Source organism: Paenibacillus sp. 1781tsa1 (assembly GCF_024159265.1).
Taxonomy (GTDB): domain Bacteria; phylum Bacillota; class Bacilli; order Paenibacillales; family Paenibacillaceae; genus Paenibacillus.
This window is the reverse complement of sequence record NZ_JAMYWY010000001.1, coordinates 5,815,098-5,833,938: the sequence shown is the minus strand read 5'-3', so window position 1 is coordinate 5,833,938 and position 18,841 is coordinate 5,815,098. Positions and strand designations below refer to the sequence as shown.

The following is an 18,841-nucleotide window of genomic DNA, read 5'->3' as shown; positions in this document are numbered from 1 at the left end:
TAGAACAATAAGCGGTGCAAATCATGAGAAGTATCTATTGAAAAAGTATATCCATTGTACATAGAAAAGAGGAACAGCCATGAAATTGGAAGTCAGCCTATCTGACCTGAAGCGGACCTCAAAAAGTCTGAACGGAGCCGCGGATGAGATGGGGGATCTGCGCGCGGACCTGAATCGGTCCATGAATAGCCTAAGCTATAAAACCCTCAGCCAAGGTGGGGTACAAAGTACGTTCACCCACCTGATGCGGGAACTGGACGGCTTGCAAAGCAAGCTGGAACTGTTGTCGGAGTTGACCCGACGCAAACGAGAAGAGTATGAACAAGCGGATCGGGAGGGTAAAAAATTCAACTGGGGGAAGCTGGCTAGCTTCCTCACCTTTGCATTGGGGAACGGTGCTGGATTTCTTGCCTGTCGTTGGCAATGTGAAAGGGATTATTGAGGCCATCACGGGTCGGGATCTGCTTACGGGAGAGAAGCTCGCATGGTACGAACGAGGTCTTGCCGTGCTGGGGCCGCTGGGGAAAGGAGCCAATAAGGCGGCTTCTCTCTTTAAATATGCGGATGAAGCCATGGATCTGACCGGGAAAGCGGTGAAGCATGCGGACGACGCTGCAGATGCAGCAAAAACCGTCGGTCGCAACGCCGATGAAGCGATCGATGCGATCCCGACCAGCCCGAACAAGGCGGGCGTGCCCGGGAACTCGACCCGAGAAGCCGGGGAGGATATTGCCGGAGCGACGCCGAAATCGACCAAGGCAGGTGAAGCCCCCGTAGGCTCTAGGGATACAGGTGACGCGCCAATGACCAGTAACAAACCCGCGGGCAAAGCAGACGATGCGCCAAGCGATGCCGGATCTACACGCCATGATACGGGACTCACCGATGCTGAGAAAGCAGCTGCTGCAGCAGGAACGGGCTCTGCAGCGGCCGCTTCGATGATAAAGAAGACACCCGGAGGTAACGCTCCGAAAGGAGCAGAGGCACCAGGGGCGCCCAAGTCGAAGAATGTTGATTCTTCGCCGCATCAACCATCTACGGGGCGAACCACCGAAACGCAGAATCCTCAGAAATCACATGCAGAAAGTAAAGTGGAGGACCCGATTCACGCAGCGACCGGTCATCAGTTTATGAATCACCGTCTGCTGACGCTGCACGGAGCAGCCGACTGGCATTTCACCCTAATCTACCATTCGGGACTGTTGCAACGGGGAGAGCTAGGCCCGGCTTGGACACATCAATATGGTCTGCGGTTGGACATCACTCCGAAGGATTACCAGACCGAAACCGAAGCTAGTGATGCATTCCAACCCATCGTGGATGTCTGCTGGACGCCGGGACGCAAGAACCGATTTACGCACCAAGGGGACGGCTTTTATCGCAGTGATGACCTGGATGTGAACCATGACGAGCTGACCTACACCGAGCAAGGTTGGCTCTATACAGCTCGTAGTCCGCGCGAAACGTACCAATTCGATCTCAACGGCGTACTGCTTCGTCACACGAACAAGGATGGACTGTCACTCGATCTGGTCTATGATGAAGAAGGAAAACTCCAGCAGTTGCAGGACCGGGTCACTGGACGTGCACTGACACTGGACTACACCGCGGAAGGAAACCTTGCCGTGGTCAGGGATGCCTTGCGTGAAGCGACATTTGGCTATGATAGCACAGGATTTCTGGTGCGTCTAACCGAACCGGACGGTACGATCACGGAAATGACCCATGACGGCGAAGGGCGTCTGATGTCGCTGAGCGAAGCCGGCGTTGTTCAGTTTACTAATACCTACGATGAGAAAAACCGAATCATTGCGCAAACCGACCCATCCGGTGCAGCAGGGCGGATGGCATATGATACCGAGAGTCATCCGGGTCAGACGTGGACTACCGTGACCAATCGGCTGGGTCAGACACGCACCCTCGTGCATGATGATGCCTTACAGCTCCTCGAAGTGCATGCCGAAGATGGCGGTATAACTCGTTATACCTACACGCCACAAGGACAGATGGCCAGTGTCACCAACCCACTGGGCGAAACGACGACGTATGTCTACGATGAAGAAGGGCATCTGATCCGTGAAATTGATCCGCTGGGTCATGAAACGGAATATCACTATACCTCACACCACCAAGTCACGCGTGAAACGGATGCCGAAGGTGGCGTAACCCGCTACCAATACGATGAACAACAACGACTGACCGAAGTGACCCGTCCAGATGGCAGTACAGCCAAGTGGGCCTACACTGAAATGGGACAAACGGCTACGTACCAGGACTTTACAGGAGCTATCTGGACCTATGCCTATAGCGAGACCGGCGAGCTGCAGCATACGCTGGATCCGGAAGGCCGACGTTTACAGGTGGGCTGGGATGAAGCAGGCCGACTGGTCGAACTGAAGGATGCCGCAGGAAGTGTGAGTCGCCGGAGCTACGATGGCGCAGATCGCCTGACATCTATCACCGACCCGCTAGGCCTCATGTGGCAGACCGTGTATGATGCCAGTGGGCAGCGCATACGGGAGACCCGTCCGTCTGGAGCCTCCATGCAGTATACGTATACGCCTAACGGGGAAGTGGCGACCATCACCGATGCGCTCGGTAATACCCGGCAGTATACTTATGATGCCGAAAACCGCCTGATTGCTGAAACGAATGCGCTCGGCGAAACGACTCAACTTTCTTATGACACTTCAGGTCGATTGCAGATCGTGACCGATGCGTTAGGACACATCACACGGTATCACTATGATGGTGCAGGGCGCTTTGTCTCCGTCATCGATGGCGAAGGCCGGACGGTCCAGCAGCTGACCTATGATGCGGCTGGTCGTCCCGTGGCATGGCAGGATGGACTCGGCCACATGACGCGGCTGCGGTTCAATGCTCTCCATCAACGCGTCGAAGATACCGACGCGGATGGGCATACCCGCCATTATCGCTACGATGCCGCGCACCGTCTGACCGAAGTCATTCAAGGCGAAGGCGCAGATGAAGTGACCTATCGCCAGACATGGGATGGGGAAGATCGGAATACGAGCTACACTGATGCCAGTGGAAACGAGACCCGTCTAACGTATGACCGCAGTGGTCGCTTGCTGCAGGAAACAAATGCGGCAGGCGCACGGACGGCGTACAGCTATGATAATCGTGGCTGGCTAAGTGCTAAGCTGGATGCCAAGGGACAAGAAACCCGGTACACGTATGATGCCGCGGGCCGCCTGATCCGTGCCACGGATGAAGCAGGCGAAATCGTACTGACCTACACGCCGGATGGACAGGTGACCCGTGTGCTGGAAGCCGAGCAGCATGAGGAACGAACCTACGATGCGGCAGGCCGATTGCTCACCCGAACCGATGGGTTTGGTCATCTGCTGCAATATGCGTATGATGCTGCAGGCCGGATGACGGCGCTGACCTATCCGGATGGCAAAGTAGTAGAATATCGTTACCAAGCCACGGGTGAACTGGCTGAAGTGAAGGACTGGAACGGCCGCCTGACCCGGTACCGCTATGATGCAAGCGGGAAGCTCATCGACACCCGGCGCCCGAACGGCAGCCAGGAGCAGCGGGAATACGATGTCGCAGGCCAACTGACTCGCCTGACGGATACGAGCGGACAAGGCATTCGTTTACAGCAATTCAAGTACGAATACAGCCCAAGCGGCTTGCTGCTGAAGGAAGAAAACAAACAGTACACGTACGATACCTTGAAACGCCTACGCAGTGGCGCCGAGCCAGGCCGTGTTGTACACTACACGTATGACCCATCGGGGAACCTGACAAGCGAACAGGTAGGGACATCTGAAACGGAATACACGAATACACTACCAATCCAGCATCTGCACTACACCTGGGATAACCGGCTTCAGCGGGTAGGGGACTATCCCGTCGAGATCGATGCCAACGGGAATCTGCTGTATGCAACGGATGGTAGCACGGCTTCGGCCTACGAATACGATGCCCGTAACCGTCTGGTGAAGGCAGGGAAACTGAAATATCGGTACAACCCGCAGGGAGACCGGATTGAACTTGCGCAGCGAGGGCAAGTGACCCGCTATGTCATCGACGATGCACCTGAACTGAGCCGGGTGCTGATGGAGATGGACGGGGAAGGGAATGTGAAATCCCGTTACATCTATGGTCTGGGGCTCATCGGATGTGAAGATGCAGATGGCACGTATCTGAGCTACCACTACGATCTGCGCGGTAGTACGACGTTGCTGACGGATGAGCAGAACCGGGTGACGGACCGCTATACGTATGGATTATATGGCGAACTGGAGCAACATGAAGGATTAACCCAGCAACCGTTTGCGTATAATGGTCGAGATGGGGTCATGACCGATGCCAATGGACTGTATTACATGCGAGCACGGTACTATGATCCGAAGCTGAAACGGTTCCTGAACCGGGATGTAATTCGCGGAGAGATTCAGGATGGGCAGACGTTTAACCGGTATGCGTATGTCAACGGGAATCCCGTAAGTTACATCGATCCGTTAGGGTTGAGTAAGTGGGAAACAAAGTCTGAGGGTGCGAGTAAAGGTGATGTACCACGGATACCATCCGATGAAGAGTTACTAAGTTCTGTTAGTGAGTGGTCTAATATGCAGAAATCAATAGCGCCGTCAAATAGAAAAAGGGATCTTTTTAATACGGCCACTCTAGCTTACGATGCAAAAACAGGTAATTACTATTATGGTATGAACAAAGGAGTGGATCTAAGTGGAGATGTGAAAAATACAGTGTTATTTGGAAACAAAAATCAAGATGGGATATTGCCTAAAAATTCTCTCAATGGTTATAAGATAGGAAATTGTTCAGAAGTAGATGCAATTAATCAAGCATTGAATCAGAATGCGAAATTAAATGACTTATATTTAGTTACGATCGAAACAACACGTTCATCTTTTGGAAAAACAAAATTGGCTTGTGAAAATTGTACAAGCACTTTCAAGGGGACGGTTGCTGATGCTATAACGGGTTGGACTAAAGGAGAGAAGTAGACATGGATATGGAGCAATTTAAATATATATCGTTGAGAGGTAGGGTAGCATATGGGATAAGCTGTTTTGAAAACATAATTTTAACTCTCAAATATGATGTTAATGATTGGAATCTTGTATTGAACTATTTATGGGAATTTACTAGTACTCAATATTTAGATGATTGGAATGAAGTTGTAGTTGAATTAATTCCTGAAAATTTGCTGGAGTTTCAAACTTATGAAGAACATGAGTTTGAGCGATTGAGTAAAGATGAATTTCTATATTTATTTAAATTATATCAATATATTGATAGATCGATAAATACTTCAATTAGAGATATTTATGAATTAGGTATTAGCCATGCTTATTCTGTAATTGAAGGATATGGTGAAAATAGTTTGAATTCATTGCAGAAGATTATCAATTTTATGAACCACAGTAATTTCCCTTTACCAGATATTCAGTCATTTTTGATTTACTCTATTAAAGAAAATAGAGGATGGGGTGATAGGTTTGACGGTACAAAAGTATCGAAAATAATAAATTAGTTGATTTTATAGTATGTGTTTGTTTTTATTATCTTATCATCAGTTATAAATTAGGCTATATTACGAAAATAAAAAAATACCACAATATGCGCTTAGAGCTTTGGACTGACCCCATAACGTGAGACAAGTCAAAACACCACTAAGAGAATGAAACCTTGTCGTAAGATAAGGAGATCATCTTGGAGGTGTTTTTGTAATGACAACAAGAGTGAGTTATCCCGTGGAATTAAAGATGAAAGCCATAGAAATGAGATTGGAAGAGGTACTCGTGAAAGAGGTTATGGATGAGCTCGAAATACGAAATAAGTCACAATTAAAAACGTGGATGATATTGTATCGAAAAGGAGAATTACATCCCTTAGATCAACCGGTTGGTAAGCAATATAGCTACGGAAGAGGTACAGAACACAAGACAGAACTCGAAAAAGTCAAAGCAGAAAACCGATTGTCGAAACAGCAATTGGATCTGCTGAAAAAGTACAATAAACTCGAAAAGAGGTGGAAGCAAAAGTCGTTATCGCTTGGGTCGAGTCCATTCGAAAAGAAGTGACGATGTCTGAGGCTTGTGCATGGCTTGGAATTGCTCGAGCGACCTGAAGACAGCTTGGGAGAGCAAGTGTCCAGATCCGATGGTCGTGAAAGTAGTTCAGCTTTGTACTCAGCACTCTAGTTCCGGTATGGATTCGAAAAACACTGCCTTGCTTCGGATTGAAAGTCTCATAAATCATAAACGAATACAGCGAATTATGCAGTACGAGGTTTTACAATGTCGAGTGAGAATGAAAAAATGAAAGAACACGGGGCAACCTGCAAAACTTACGGAACATCTACTACAGTGCAAATTTCATGTAGAAACTCCTTTGCAAAAACAGGTGACCGACATTACTTATTTGCCTTTCGGTAATAAAATGTTATACCGTTCAAGCATTTTGGATCTGTACAACGGAGAGATTGTCACTTACAGTATAGCGGACAAGCAGGACACATCCTTGGTTTTGGATACGCTAGAGCAACTTCCAGAGCGGACAAATATGCTGCTCCACAGCGACCAGGGTAGCGTGTATACTTCTCAAGTTTACCAAACTGTAATAAAGGGAAAAGGCATTACCATGAGCATGTCCCGTAAAGCCCGCTGATAATGCCCCCATTGAGTCGTTTCATTTCACAATAAAGTCTGAAACGTTCTACCTCGAAGATCTTAGGTGCACAACGACAGCCATCGTTGAACAGAGCGTTTAAGATTACATCACTTACTATCAGATTCAAGCGAAAATAACCAGTCTCCGATAAAATTCCGAAGACTGGCTGCTTAAACTTGCAAGGTGTTTGATCTCTATATCATAAAAGGGGTGCAGTCCCTATTATTATGGAGGAGGGTTCATCTTTGTCTCTCAACAATAAATAAAAGTCTTAGGCAGTCACAGCCGCAAAGGTAAAGTTCTATAAATATAAAACATTAAAATTAAAGTATAGAATCAAAACTAAGAAACCTTTGAATGGTGTTTAAAAGCCATTCAAAGGTATTTTCATTATTGGGATGAGCCTATGTTGTGAGAAAAGATGAGGGAGAGAGTAGCAAGTACAATACGTAAAGATTTGGTGATTTAATTAAGGTAGGAAACATTATATGAGATTCAAGGGGATTTATACAAGCGATAATAAGTCTTAATACCTATGAATAGGCATCGCGTTATGGTAAAATATTCATGGTAATTGAATGGGATATATTCCTTAGTAAACTATTTTATTTAAGTAAGTCCTATATATTTGATAATAGCAAAATAGTAGATTCAAGAAAAAAGATACATAGGCATAAAGGTTCCACAGAAAACAATAAAAATGGAGCGTGAACGATTTGAAAAAAGTAACACAACTCATATTAAGCGGTGCATTGGTAATTGGAATATTCCCTTTCACCGGAAACACCAGTCAAGCAGCCGTTGTCTCATTCAAAGATGTCCCTACGACCCATTGGGCAAAAGCATCCATCGATGCAGCTGTAGAAAAAGGCTACTTCAAAGGATATAGTGATGGCACGTTTAAGCCCGGAGCAACAGTGACGCGCGCAGAATTTGCAGCATTGCTAGCCCGAGTGGCTAAAGGGGCGACGGAAACGGAGCAAGCTAATGTGTTTAAGGATTTGACGGGGCATTGGAGTGAGGTAGAAGTGAATCGCGCGGTATCCTTTGGTTTTCTGAAGTCTTCCGATTATCCGAATGGGTTTAAGCCAGGCACGGCATTGACACGAGAGGAAATGGCGAAGTGGCTCAGCTCAGGACTTGCGGCTCAGGATGAAGATTACAAGCAAGCGCTGAAGGATACAGAGAATACACTAGTGCCTGTGGCAGAATATTACAAGGGCGGGTTGAAGAAAGCAGCCTATCCTTACGTGTCGGTGGTATTGGGAACCGGATTGATGAGTGGGTACCCCGATGGAACGTTTGGTCCAGGAAAAACAACGACACGAGCAGAGGCGGCTGTGATCTTATCCCGTTACGATCAAGTGCAAGAAAGTAAGGCCGATTCTTACAGAGATTTGAATGAAATGCGTGAGGTAGGTCTGACGGGAAGCAATTTGACTACAGCTACACCGTACGAGTATTTCACAAGAGAGGATGGGACCGCAGAAAGTTTTGATCGTGTAATTGGAAAAAAAGTAAATCTACGCAATAATCTAGGAACTATAACTGCCCATCGGATGATTGTGGCTGATGCTCAAACCAAGACTACGATCCGAAATCTATATGGAAAATTATTTATTGATAAAAACTATTCAAATCCTATAGATGAGCAGTATTATGAAGCATTCATGGAAGTAACGGTGACTCCGAGCGGAAACAATTTAAGGAATCTGGCGTTTGTTCAAGCCGTGGGAGGTATTTTTAGAACAATTAGCAATTTCAGCAGTGGAACTACTGAAAAATATGGAATTAGCAATTTGCCGGTAGAGGAGTACGTTGATTCGGGATTTTTTAAAGAAGGAGTGCCTCGTACGTTTTGGATGAATTTTCTTTTAATAAGGTCAGCAGGTACTTCCAGCCAATCTAGGGTAACATTTGTAGTTGATAAAGACACCGGCATGTTCTTTAGAATTCCATGAAAAATGTAATTAGAGGATTAAAACAATGTGTACTTTTCTTATTGTTTAGTAGCCTATTACTCATTCCAATAGAAAACATTGGAATTGCAGCAAGTGATGACGAAGCCCAGAACTTAAAAAAAATTGTTGTGAGTCCTGACCCCGAGGATCAGAAAGATTTAGAAGACTTTGCTGCACCTGTAGCCCTTCCTGAGGGACCAACGGGTTATCAAAAAGTGGTTAGAATCTTTGAAGGGGTCAAAACAGCTAATCCAGGGGTGTATTGGTACCAGATTGATAGTCTCAAGTGGATTGCAGAAACGTCTTTTGGAAATATTCCAGCGAACTATGTTGAGGACGGAAACAAGTATGCGCCTGTGAAAACAGCAGTTCGAGATCGAATTCAGATGGCAGATAATCCGGTGTATGTACCGGAGAAATATTTTGATCAAACTGAAGTTCAAGTGCCCTCGAATGTTGTCATCCCTGCTCCACATATTGCAAAAGTCGAGACAACGGAATTCCAAGGCAAAAAATCTCTTATTACCAAACTCGAACTGGATCCTACAAAAACAGTGGTAACCTTAACTTCGGATACAGGAAAAAAAGATTCGGATTTATACGTGCAGGAATACACAAAAGATTATGGGAAAAATCCCAGTGGAAAAATCAAGTACAGTACCTTATATTTAACGCCTTTTAAATATAACATGGCGAAGTAAGTGGACGGAGCAGAAAAAAATTCGACTTACAGGTACTCAGCGATTAAAAAAAGATGAAGAAGCCAATCTCAAAGGTGAAGTGGCTACGATGAGTCATGGAGCTAAGCAATTTGGCAACTGGGTAGATATCTCCACTCGTTCGGGTGTGGAATGGAAATCAGATCAGGAAGGTATCGTTGAAGTGAACCCAAGTGGAAAGATTAAAGGCGTAAGCCCGGGAACCGCTACAATTTCTGTTCGTTGGAAAAGCGACGATTCATATAAATACGATCTTATAGCTTACTTAAAAGTCACGGTGGGTGATGGGACAGCCCCACCAGGGGGAGTCGCAGGCTGTACATATACCATTAATCCACCGAATGAGGTAGCTGCACCCGAAACTGCGTTTATGGAACCTGGTGCCCAAGGGCATATTCTGGCGGATGATCCAACGAACGGCATTCATTTTGATGCCACGCGCGGGATTCCGACGTCGGAGCACCTGTATGCCAATACGTGGGCGATGAATTATCTGTTCCAGCATACCTTTGGCAAACAGCAAGGCACGATTACCTATGATTGTACCGCGGACCTTACGTATGCCCGGACCTGGAAAGTGAAGCAGCCTGACCTGCCGGGACCGAATGGCACGTCTATCCCGCAACCCGATACCGAGGATTCGGATACAGTTGATGTGACGTACAGGTTCAGCTTTGACCGAAACTATAGCTACTGGAAAATTAATAACGTTGAACTGTATTCGATCGAACAGGCTAAAATGGAAAACTATGCTGTTCCCGGATGGAAGTCGAATTACACTCTGGCCTCAGGGATATACACCGCCGGAGCTAGAGATGGAACATGACGAAGATGTGGAGATTCATGTCATGCCGCAGGAAACGGGTGAGATCAGCTACGTTCCCGAGGTGTTGGCGAGCTCTGGGTATACACCCTTACCCGTACCGAATGATGAGGGATTATTAAAAGGTATAGCGGAGGGTCAGACGGGGCCACCCGATGTGAAAAATGATGCATTGGACTTTACCTGGGAGGGTTCAACGACAAACGTCATGGATGGCAGCACGGTGGTTGAAAATGGACCGGATCCGACGCAAATCCCGGCACCAACGAAGATCGGCTCGTATAAAAATACCGGGGAGCAGGTGCTGTATGAAGATCAGCTGTTGATTCCCCAGACACTCTTGAATAAAGCGGATACGGACTCCACAGGGGAGATTCAGTATGCCCTCCATCCAACCACCTTGGGAGGCAGCGGAGGAAAAACCTTTCCAGTCGATCCGATCAACACCGTCACCGTCCATACACCAGTGGTGAACTACTCGCTTGTCTCGGATGATCAGCCCCATAACCAGAAAACGGTGCCGAACATGAACCGGTCGGCGCTCATTTTGGAGCGACCATTCACGGTTCGCATCCCGACCAGCGGACAACATCTGGATGCAGGGTCCTACCCGGGATATGGCGATCGAGATTACGCTAAATATTATCGGGTTAAACAAGTCCGGTTTCCATTTGATGTGTACAGTGCCGACCGAACGCAGTTCTATCCAAGGAATACATGGATTGATGTTCAGGTCCCGGTACTGGATACCACCTTCTATCTACCCGTGTGGGTAGATGAGGGAGACTACCAGGTGCAATTCCGGAATATCGCTGAAAATGCTCCGTCGCATTTTAGTACCGAGCCGGAGATTGATGCCCAGCCCGATGCCAACACAGACCTGTACTACCACGCCGCTTCGGACGAAGTATCTGTGGAGGTCATTGGGCGACTATACGACTTTGAGATTACCGATATTGCCGATTATAACTGGGAGCTGGTCTTCCGCCGTTTCAAAAATAGCTTGGCGCCGACCTGGATCAGTTACTGGAGCGGCACGCAGGATATCGATGGGGACAAGCGGGGGAACAAACCCCAGTTTACCGTCCCGATTCGCCCGGGCAGTCACCCCCTGCAAGGGTATCAGAATGTGGCGGTGAAGACGGGATACCACTTCAAGTTTGATTTTAAAACGAAAGGCAACATGTTTGGTCCACGAGACGGCATTCGTCTCACCCCAACCTTTGATTTTGTGAGTAAGGATGGCCGTACGCGTATGCCCGTGGATCTGTATTACTCCACCAATCAGCGGAACTTTATTCGCATCGGTTCGACAGAAGATCAAGTGAAGCGGTTCGTGATTTTAAATGATCGGCTACGTCAAGTTCCTTCCGAACAACTACGAGATACAGCGACGTACAAATACAACCGATATGGTGAAATCCATCCGGGAATGATGAGTGAACGAGCGTATCAGGAGTATTACCGAGACAAGTTCACGAAAATGAAAACTCCGGTAGGTGGATACAGCCTACTCTTGATGCCAGAACAACTGCGAACATTTATCGGTCCGAAAACGAATATTCCCACCACCGCCAGCGCAGATGTCCTGCGTGCGAATGCAGCCATTCAACAGTGGTACGGGGAATACAGTCTACCTGCCGAGCCCTATGTGGTGCAAGCGGGAACAAACTTGGCGGAGTATGGGCGTACGCATGGCGGATTGGATGCTAAATCGCCAATCTTCTTGAAGGATGGGTATATCGTGGTGAACTTCAACTTCGAATCGATCCGTGAAGGAAATCTGGCGGCACCACATCTGCAATATATCCATGCTCCGCTGATGAACCAATGGTTGATGGAAGGATTTCAGCGTCAGGTAGAGGATAGCTACGGAAACAGCTTTACGTTGCGGGACGGAGACGTGGTCTTTTACCATGCCGATCGCTCTAGCCGTGATGATTTCAGTGCGCAGGTACCGCATTAAAGAACACACAAGTTAGTTTTATTGATTAGATCCTGATAGAAGAAATCCTTTTACCAGAGTGTTTCTTCTATCTATTTGCAAATAGATTGATAAAGTGAGGGATGGTTGTGTCCCGGATGATAAAGATAATTACATTTACCATAATGATAGTTTTCATTTTAGGAGGGTGTTCAAGAGTGGATACAAAAGATAAAGAAATTATAGACCGTTCGAGGGCCACTGCTATTCAGTATTTAAAAGAAACATATGACTTGGATGTGACAATTACTAGGGAACAAATGCAACCTAAAATGGCAATGAGTTGGGTTACTTTTTATGGCTATGTTTCTCAACATGAAGAACAATCTTTTAATGTTTCCATTAATTATGAAGAAAACAGAGCGGAGTCATTTAGTTTTAGCCCAGAATTAGAAAATTTTTTGTTAAATGAAGGTTACGATCCATACAAATTGGAATGACAATGAAAGGTGGACATTTTAATGAATAAAGAGAGTTCAAATAATAGAGAGATTACTGATCTTGTTTATAAGAAAATGTCGCAAGAAGCGTATAAGGATTATGAAACTGGTAAGAAAATAGGCGTTCTCCCTGGTTGGGAAGTACTAGATCAAAAACATAATTCATCGGGTATGGATGCTGTTACTTTTTATAATCCTGAAACTAAACAAGCCGTCATTGCTTTCCGGGGAACCGAGGGGAGTGCTCCTCTGGAGAGGGCGTACCCTGATCTTAAAACGGACGTTCTAAATATTGGTCTACCGGAAATAAAAGCTACGTTCGATAGAAAATATAATCCATGGCCTGAATCCTGGGGGGGAGTTATTCAGGGTACTGAAGATGCACTAGGGATTACGTGGCTTAACAATTTAATGGGAGATACTCGAAAGAGAATGAGTAAAGATATCGGACCCGATAATCAGTTATACGAAGCGGAAGATTATGTGAAGGAGTTGCAGGGCAAGTATCCGGATGCAGACTTCACACTCACGGGGCATTCACTAGGTGGGGCTAATGCACAATATGCAGCAGTGTATACGGGATTAGATGCTGTCACGTTTAGTGCACCAACCGTCGTGGCATCATTAACACCAGAAATGCGCAGGAAAGCAGAAGAAGGGGCTTTCGATGGTCAGGTGACCAACTTCATTCATCCTGGGGATTTCATTGCAAGTGGTATGCTTGGAGGGTATGAGAGGCATGTGGGCTCAACCCTTGTGATTGATAAAAATTATGACGATTTTAATGCAAGTTACGGTGCTGTGGATAAAATAAAGGATACACTGGGTGGTCCTGGATATCACGATATGAAACATTATAGCTTCGATGAAGATGGATATATCGATAATACGTTGTATGATGAAATTACGGGAGAACAAGTGAGTTACTCTCCTCGGAAACCTTCGGATCATAACATCCTGGATCATGCACGTGAAGCGTGGGATACCCTATCCAAAGGTTTCAAGTCTGTGGTTAACGTTGTAGGTGGGTACTCGGCAGGAACCATCGAGTTAACGCCAGAGGAACTGAAGGAGATTGCAGGGAAATGGAGTCGCCAAGCACAGGATATGAGCCGTACCTTCGAGCGAATCCAACGGAACTTTTTTGAGTACACCGAGAGCAGTCATAGTCAGCGGCTTGTGCCAATTGTATGGGATCTTCAGATGAGTATTAAGCAGTTAGATGAATGGCATCTGGAACATACCACTGATCTTGTAGATTATATCCAGAACAAGGCAGATCTATTTATCCAGGCCGATAGCGGTGTGGGAATTTAGTAGTTCTAAAGTTTATTTATAGCATATGTGACAGCAAGAAATTACATATTGAAGAAATTAACTATTGTTATAGAAATGAGGACAACACAGATGAAAAAGAAAGTAATTGTCTTGAGTACGATAATAGCCCTTTTAGCAGCGACAGTTCAGGTTCATGCGGAAACATCAATTTCCTTGGATGGTAGCTTAAATAGCAAGCCATTGAATTCAAATACAGATCGTGACGCGAGACAAAAAATATCATTCAAGGATATTCAAGGGCATTGGGCAGTATCCAGTATTCAGGCGGCGCTGGATAAAGGGATTGTTAGTGGTTATCCCAATGGCATGTTTTATCCGGAAAATAAAGTAACGCGTGCAGAGTTTCTAAAGCTCATAGTTAGTTCACTGGGCTATGAGGTAGAGCCTACAAAGTCCAGTGTGCAGTGGTATGATACATACGTCACATCTGCTAAAGTCAATCATTTGTATGTTGAATCCGATTTTCCATCCTCAGATTGGTCTAAACCCATGACGCGCATGGAAATGGTACACGTGGCGGCACGGGCCATTGGGAAGATTGGTACAGATGATTATGATTTTCTATATCTTGCTGTAAAAAATGGGTTACTTTCGGGTACGGGAAACGGAAAGCTCGATCCCGAGGGTACAACCACTCGTGCTCAAGCGTTAACCGTTGTAGACCGAATTGGTAAAGTGCGAAGTGGACAGACACTGAAAGTAGATACAGTGGCTTTAAAGAATGCAGAAAAAGCGAAGAATGCGGAGCGCGATCCGTGGGGACGTGTCATTCGAACCACCAATTTGCCTAGAAATGCAAAAGACTTCCCGTATATTTTGGAGGACTATCCGAACGAGATGTATGAGATGAAGCCCAATATTATTGTGGATACAACTTCTGCTCAACTAGCCAAGATGGATAGAAACTTTAACAACAAGGCTCTAATGGATCAATGGAAACAAACAACGGAGAATTACTATAACTTAATGCTTAACGTAGACTACAGAACAATTGATGAAGAATGGGCCAATACATTATTTACATATCACAATCAGGCTTTCAGGGTGGTACTTGCGGATATGAGACGATATGTGAAGTGGGTTAAGGAAAACAAAATCATCATGACAGGGTCTTTGGTAGCAGAACCTTCTATGGTGACTGATGCGGATAAGTTAGCTGGTTATTTTATTCGAACTAAGTTTAGTTTTGAGATCAAATCTTACATTAAATACGAAAACATCATATTTGATGAACGTTTCATAGATGCTGATACCTTTAAAAAAGGAAAAAAATATGCAGGATATGCAGATATTCCGTTATCTACGAATTCAAATACGTATGATTTGAAGGTCAGTGGCATGGCTACATTATTTAGTGACAACTCTATAGTACGTGAAGTGAAATGAAGAAGCTTCTCAAGAGATTCGTCTTATGTTTTTTGATGGTTTCATTAATAATAGAATTACTGGTTGTGTTCAGTATCAAACCTGTAGCATATGCTGCAGATGATATTCAATTTGAGCCGTCAGGTTCAATTAAATTTAGTACAACCTCAACAGGAGCAACCACATCCATTCGGTATAAAACGGTCGGATTCACAATAGCTCGTAATGCAAGATGCACCTCAACCAATTGTGCCCCTCAACAAGGGGGGCCGCATGGTGTAGTCAGAATTACTCAGGTAGGAGAAGTACATAATACTAATGGAACGGTTACTACATATTTCAATATTCCTGTTAATCAAGTGAATGATGCTTTAGAAGCTGCTGGACTCGAGAAGATAACCAATGGTGGACAGATTTGGTTAAGCTCTATATTTCATGTTATTAACGGATCCAGACCTAATACGGATTTCGTGACTCTTCAGAGTATAAAGAATGCTGAAAGTTGGGCTGACCCAAGTAAGTTCAGACAGTACTATGATATTCCTGTAAAAGTGAATGGATTCTATCCAGTTACCAAGATATATCGAACTAGTGAAGGGACAGAGATGTATTCTGCAAAAGTAGAGAGCGACATTGAAGATGTAGATAAAAATTGGCCAGTAGGTAAACCAGTAGATACAGTAATGTTAGATAAAACTTATCCGTTTCAAGGTGATACCTATAAGCTAGTGAAGTCGTATGTTCAGTCTAAACGGAAGTTAAATGAACAGAATTTTGTACAAACGGGTGATCCAGAGAGAAATGCAAAGTTATCAGAAAGAAATTTTACAAATTATCTTGGAGGTACGAATGTAGTAGGTGTATATCGTAAAGTAACGACAGTTATTCCTGATGATCCTATCCCAGACGGGAGGGCAGTCTGCAAACCTACCATCAATCCCCCGAATGAAGTAGCTTCACCACAAACTTCATTTATGGATCCGGGGGCCCAAGGGCATATTCTGGCGGATGACCCAACCAACGGCATTCATTTTGATGCCACGCGGGGGATCCCGACTTCGGAGCACCTGTATGCCAATACGTGGGCGATGAATTATCTGTTCCAGCATACCTTTGGCAAACAGAAAGGGACGATTACCTATGATTGTACCGCAGATATTACCTATGCCCGTAATTGGAAGGTTAAACAACCAGCTCTACCGGGCCCTAATGGCACAACAATTCCGCAACCAGATACTCAAGGTTCCGATGAATATCCACACCAGTACAAGTTCAGCTTTGAGAGGAATTACAGCTATTGGAAGATCAATAACGTGGAACTGTATTCCATTGATCAGGCGGAGATGGAGAATTATGCTCTCCCTGATGGTGGTCGGATCACGCTCTGGCCTCAGGGGTATACACCGCCCGACCTGGAGATGGAGCATGATGAGGAGGTGGAGATTCATGTGATGCCGCAGGAAACGGGGGAAATTAGCTTCATTCCCGACGTGGTGGCAGGCGATGGATATGATCCGCCTGAAGTACCGGATGATACAGAGCTGCTTAAACGCATAGCTGAGGGTCAAACGGGCCCGCCTGATGTGAAGAATGATGCACTTGACTTTACGTGGGAAGGTTTAACCACGAAGGTAATGGATGGCAGCACTGTCGTTTGAAAATGGACCGGATCCGACGCAAATCCCAGCACCGACCAAGATCGGTTCGTATAAAAACACCGGAGAGCAGGTGTTGTACGCAGATCAGCTGTTAATCCCCCAGGACCGCTTGAACAGGGCGAATACAGAGTCGACGGGGGAGATTGAGTATGCGCTTCATCCTACAACCTTGGGAGGTAGCGAAGGAAGGACTTTTCCGATCAATTCCATCAACACCGTCACCGTCCATACGCCAGTGGTGAACTACTCGCTCGTATCAGATGATCAGCCGCATAACCAGAAAACGGTGCCGAACAAGAGTCGGTCTGCGCTCATTTTGGAGCGGCCGTTCACGGTTCGCATCCCGACCAGCGGACAACATCTGGATGCGGGGGCCTACCCGGGATATGGCGATCGGGATTACGCTAAATATTATCGGATCAAACAAGTCCGGTTTCCATTTGACGTGTACAGTGCTGACCGAACGCAATTTTATCCGCGAAATACGTGGATCGATATCCAAGTACCGGTACTGGATACGACCTTCTATCTGCCCGTGTGGGTAGATGAAGGAGACTACCAGGTGGAATTCAGGAATATTGCTGAAAATGCCCCGTCGCATTTCAGTACCGAGCCGGAGATCGACGCCCAGCCCGATGCCAACACAAACCTGTACTACCACGCCGCTTCGGACGAAGTATCTGTGGAGGTCATTGGGCGACTATATGACTTTGAGATTACCGATATCGCCGACTATAACTGGGAGCTGGTCTTCCGCCGTTTCAAAAATAGTCTTGCGCCGACCTGGATCACTTACTGGACCGGCACGCAGGGTATCGACGGAGACAAGCGGGGCAACAAACCCCAGTTTACCGTCCCGATTCGTCCGGGCAGTCACCCCCTGCAAGGGTATCAGAATGTGGCGGTGAAAACGGGATATCACTTCAAGTTTGATTTTAAAACGAAAGGCAACATGTTTGGCCCACGAGATGGCATTCGTCTCACGCCAACCTTTGATTTTGTGAGTAAGGATGGAAGTACACGTGTGCCGGTGGATCTGTATTACTCCACCAACCAGCGCAACTTTATTCGCATCGGTTCGACAGAAGATCAAGTGAAGCGGTTCGTGATTTTGAACGATCGGCTACGTCAAGTTCCGTCCGAACAACTACGAGATACAGCGACGTACAAATACAACCGATATGGTGAAATCCATCCGGGGATGATGAGTGAACGAGCCTATCAAGAGTACTATCGAGACAAATTCACGAAAATGAAAACTCCGGTAGGCGGATATAGCCTACTGCTTATGCCAGAGCAATTGCGAACGTTTATTGGTCCGAAAACGAATATTCCAACGACCGCCAGCGCCGATGTCCTGCGTGCGAATGCAGCCATTCAACAATGGTACGGGGAATACAGTCTACCCGCCGAGCCCTATGTGGTTCAAGCGGGAACAAACTTGGCGGAGTATGGACGTACGCATGGCGGATTGGATGCTAAATCGCCAATCTTCTTGAAGGATGGGTATATCGTGGTGAACTTTAACTTCGAGTCCATTCGAGAGGGAAATCTGGCGGCACCGCATCTGCAATATATCCATGCCCCGCTGATGAATCAATGGTTGCTGGAAGGGTTCCAGCGTGAGGTAGAGGATAGCTATGGGAATAGCTTTACGTTGCGGGACGGAGACGTGGTCTTTTACCATGCCGATCGCTCCAGCCGGGATGATTTCAGTGCGCAGGTACCGCATTAAGGTAATATTAAATAGTGAAATGATCGAAGAAAGCTATTTATCGAGCATTCTTCGATCTGCTTCGCAATAATACAACGATAAAGTGAGGGATGGTCATGTCCCGGATAATTAAGAGTGTCGTATTTGTCACAATAATCTTTGGGATA

General features: G+C 46.1%; 8 protein-coding genes and 4 pseudogenes. All 12 read left to right on the top strand.

What is annotated here, in order from left to right; all coding sequences use genetic code 11:
- Positions 1 to 79 precede the first annotated feature (79 nt).
- Positions 80 to 442, top strand: a complete 363-nt coding sequence (locus tag NKT06_RS26220) for a WXG100 family type VII secretion target (protein WP_253440759.1) — start codon at positions 80 to 82, stop codon at positions 440 to 442.
- Positions 396 to 5,003, top strand: a complete 4,608-nt coding sequence (locus tag NKT06_RS26215) for an RHS repeat-associated core domain-containing protein (RefSeq protein WP_253440757.1) — start codon at positions 396 to 398, stop codon at positions 5,001 to 5,003. The genes NKT06_RS26220 and NKT06_RS26215 overlap by 47 nt, the downstream gene beginning before the upstream one ends.
- Before the next feature lie 2 nt (positions 5,004 to 5,005).
- Positions 5,006 to 5,533: a hypothetical protein gene (locus tag NKT06_RS26210; protein ID WP_253440755.1), complete on the top strand. Its 528-nt coding sequence runs from the start codon at positions 5,006 to 5,008 to the stop codon at positions 5,531 to 5,533.
- Between the two features lie 196 nt (positions 5,534 to 5,729).
- Positions 5,730 to 6,846, top strand: a pseudogene (locus NKT06_RS32025) (IS3 family transposase).
- Positions 6,847 to 7,379: 533 nt separating this feature from the next.
- The gene (locus NKT06_RS26195; protein ID WP_483311599.1) at positions 7,380 to 8,633 is read left to right on the top strand and encodes an S-layer homology domain-containing protein; all 1,254 of its coding nucleotides are present in this window, start codon (positions 7,380 to 7,382) and stop codon (positions 8,631 to 8,633) included.
- Positions 8,630 to 9,334, top strand: a complete 705-nt coding sequence (locus NKT06_RS26190; RefSeq protein WP_253440749.1) for a hypothetical protein — start codon at positions 8,630 to 8,632, stop codon at positions 9,332 to 9,334. Before NKT06_RS26195 ends, NKT06_RS26190 begins: the two co-directional genes overlap by 4 nt.
- Positions 9,335 to 9,422: 88 nt before the next feature.
- Positions 9,423 to 10,284: pseudogene (locus tag NKT06_RS32020) on the top strand (DUF5704 domain-containing protein); the annotation flags it as partial.
- 45 nt (positions 10,285 to 10,329) lie between these two features.
- Positions 10,330 to 12,141 (top strand): annotated as a pseudogene (locus NKT06_RS26180) (DUF5704 domain-containing protein); the annotation flags it as partial.
- A gap of 176 nt (positions 12,142 to 12,317) precedes the next feature.
- Positions 12,318 to 12,599, top strand: a complete 282-nt coding sequence (locus NKT06_RS26175; RefSeq protein ID WP_253440743.1) for a hypothetical protein — start codon at positions 12,318 to 12,320, stop codon at positions 12,597 to 12,599.
- A 21-nt stretch (positions 12,600 to 12,620) separates the two neighbouring features.
- Positions 12,621 to 13,916, top strand: coding sequence for a Tle-like phospholipase domain-containing protein (locus tag NKT06_RS26170; RefSeq protein WP_253440741.1), 1,296 nt, complete (start codon positions 12,621 to 12,623; stop codon positions 13,914 to 13,916).
- A gap of 90 nt (positions 13,917 to 14,006) precedes the next feature.
- Complete coding sequence (locus NKT06_RS26165) at positions 14,007 to 15,323, top strand: S-layer homology domain-containing protein (protein ID WP_253440739.1); 1,317 nt, start codon at positions 14,007 to 14,009, stop codon at positions 15,321 to 15,323.
- 881 nt (positions 15,324 to 16,204) lie between these two features.
- Positions 16,205 to 18,695 (top strand): annotated as a pseudogene (locus tag NKT06_RS26155) (DUF5704 domain-containing protein); the annotation flags it as partial.
- Between the last annotated feature and the right edge of the window lie 146 nt (positions 18,696 to 18,841).

Excerpts from the sequence above, each read along its gene's own strand:
- NKT06_RS26210 (WP_253440755.1), top strand. The coding sequence starts at position 5,006 with ATGGATATGGAGCAATTTAAATATATATCGTTGAGAGGTAGGGTAGCA.
- NKT06_RS26190 (WP_253440749.1), top strand. The coding sequence starts at position 8,630 with ATGAAAAATGTAATTAGAGGATTAAAACAATGTGTACTTTTCTTATTG.
- NKT06_RS26220 (WP_253440759.1), top strand. The coding sequence starts at position 80 with ATGAAATTGGAAGTCAGCCTATCTGACCTGAAGCGGACCTCAAAAAGT.
- NKT06_RS26165 (WP_253440739.1), top strand. The coding sequence starts at position 14,007 with ATGAAAAAGAAAGTAATTGTCTTGAGTACGATAATAGCCCTTTTAGCA.
- NKT06_RS26170 (WP_253440741.1), top strand. The coding sequence starts at position 12,621 with ATGAATAAAGAGAGTTCAAATAATAGAGAGATTACTGATCTTGTTTAT.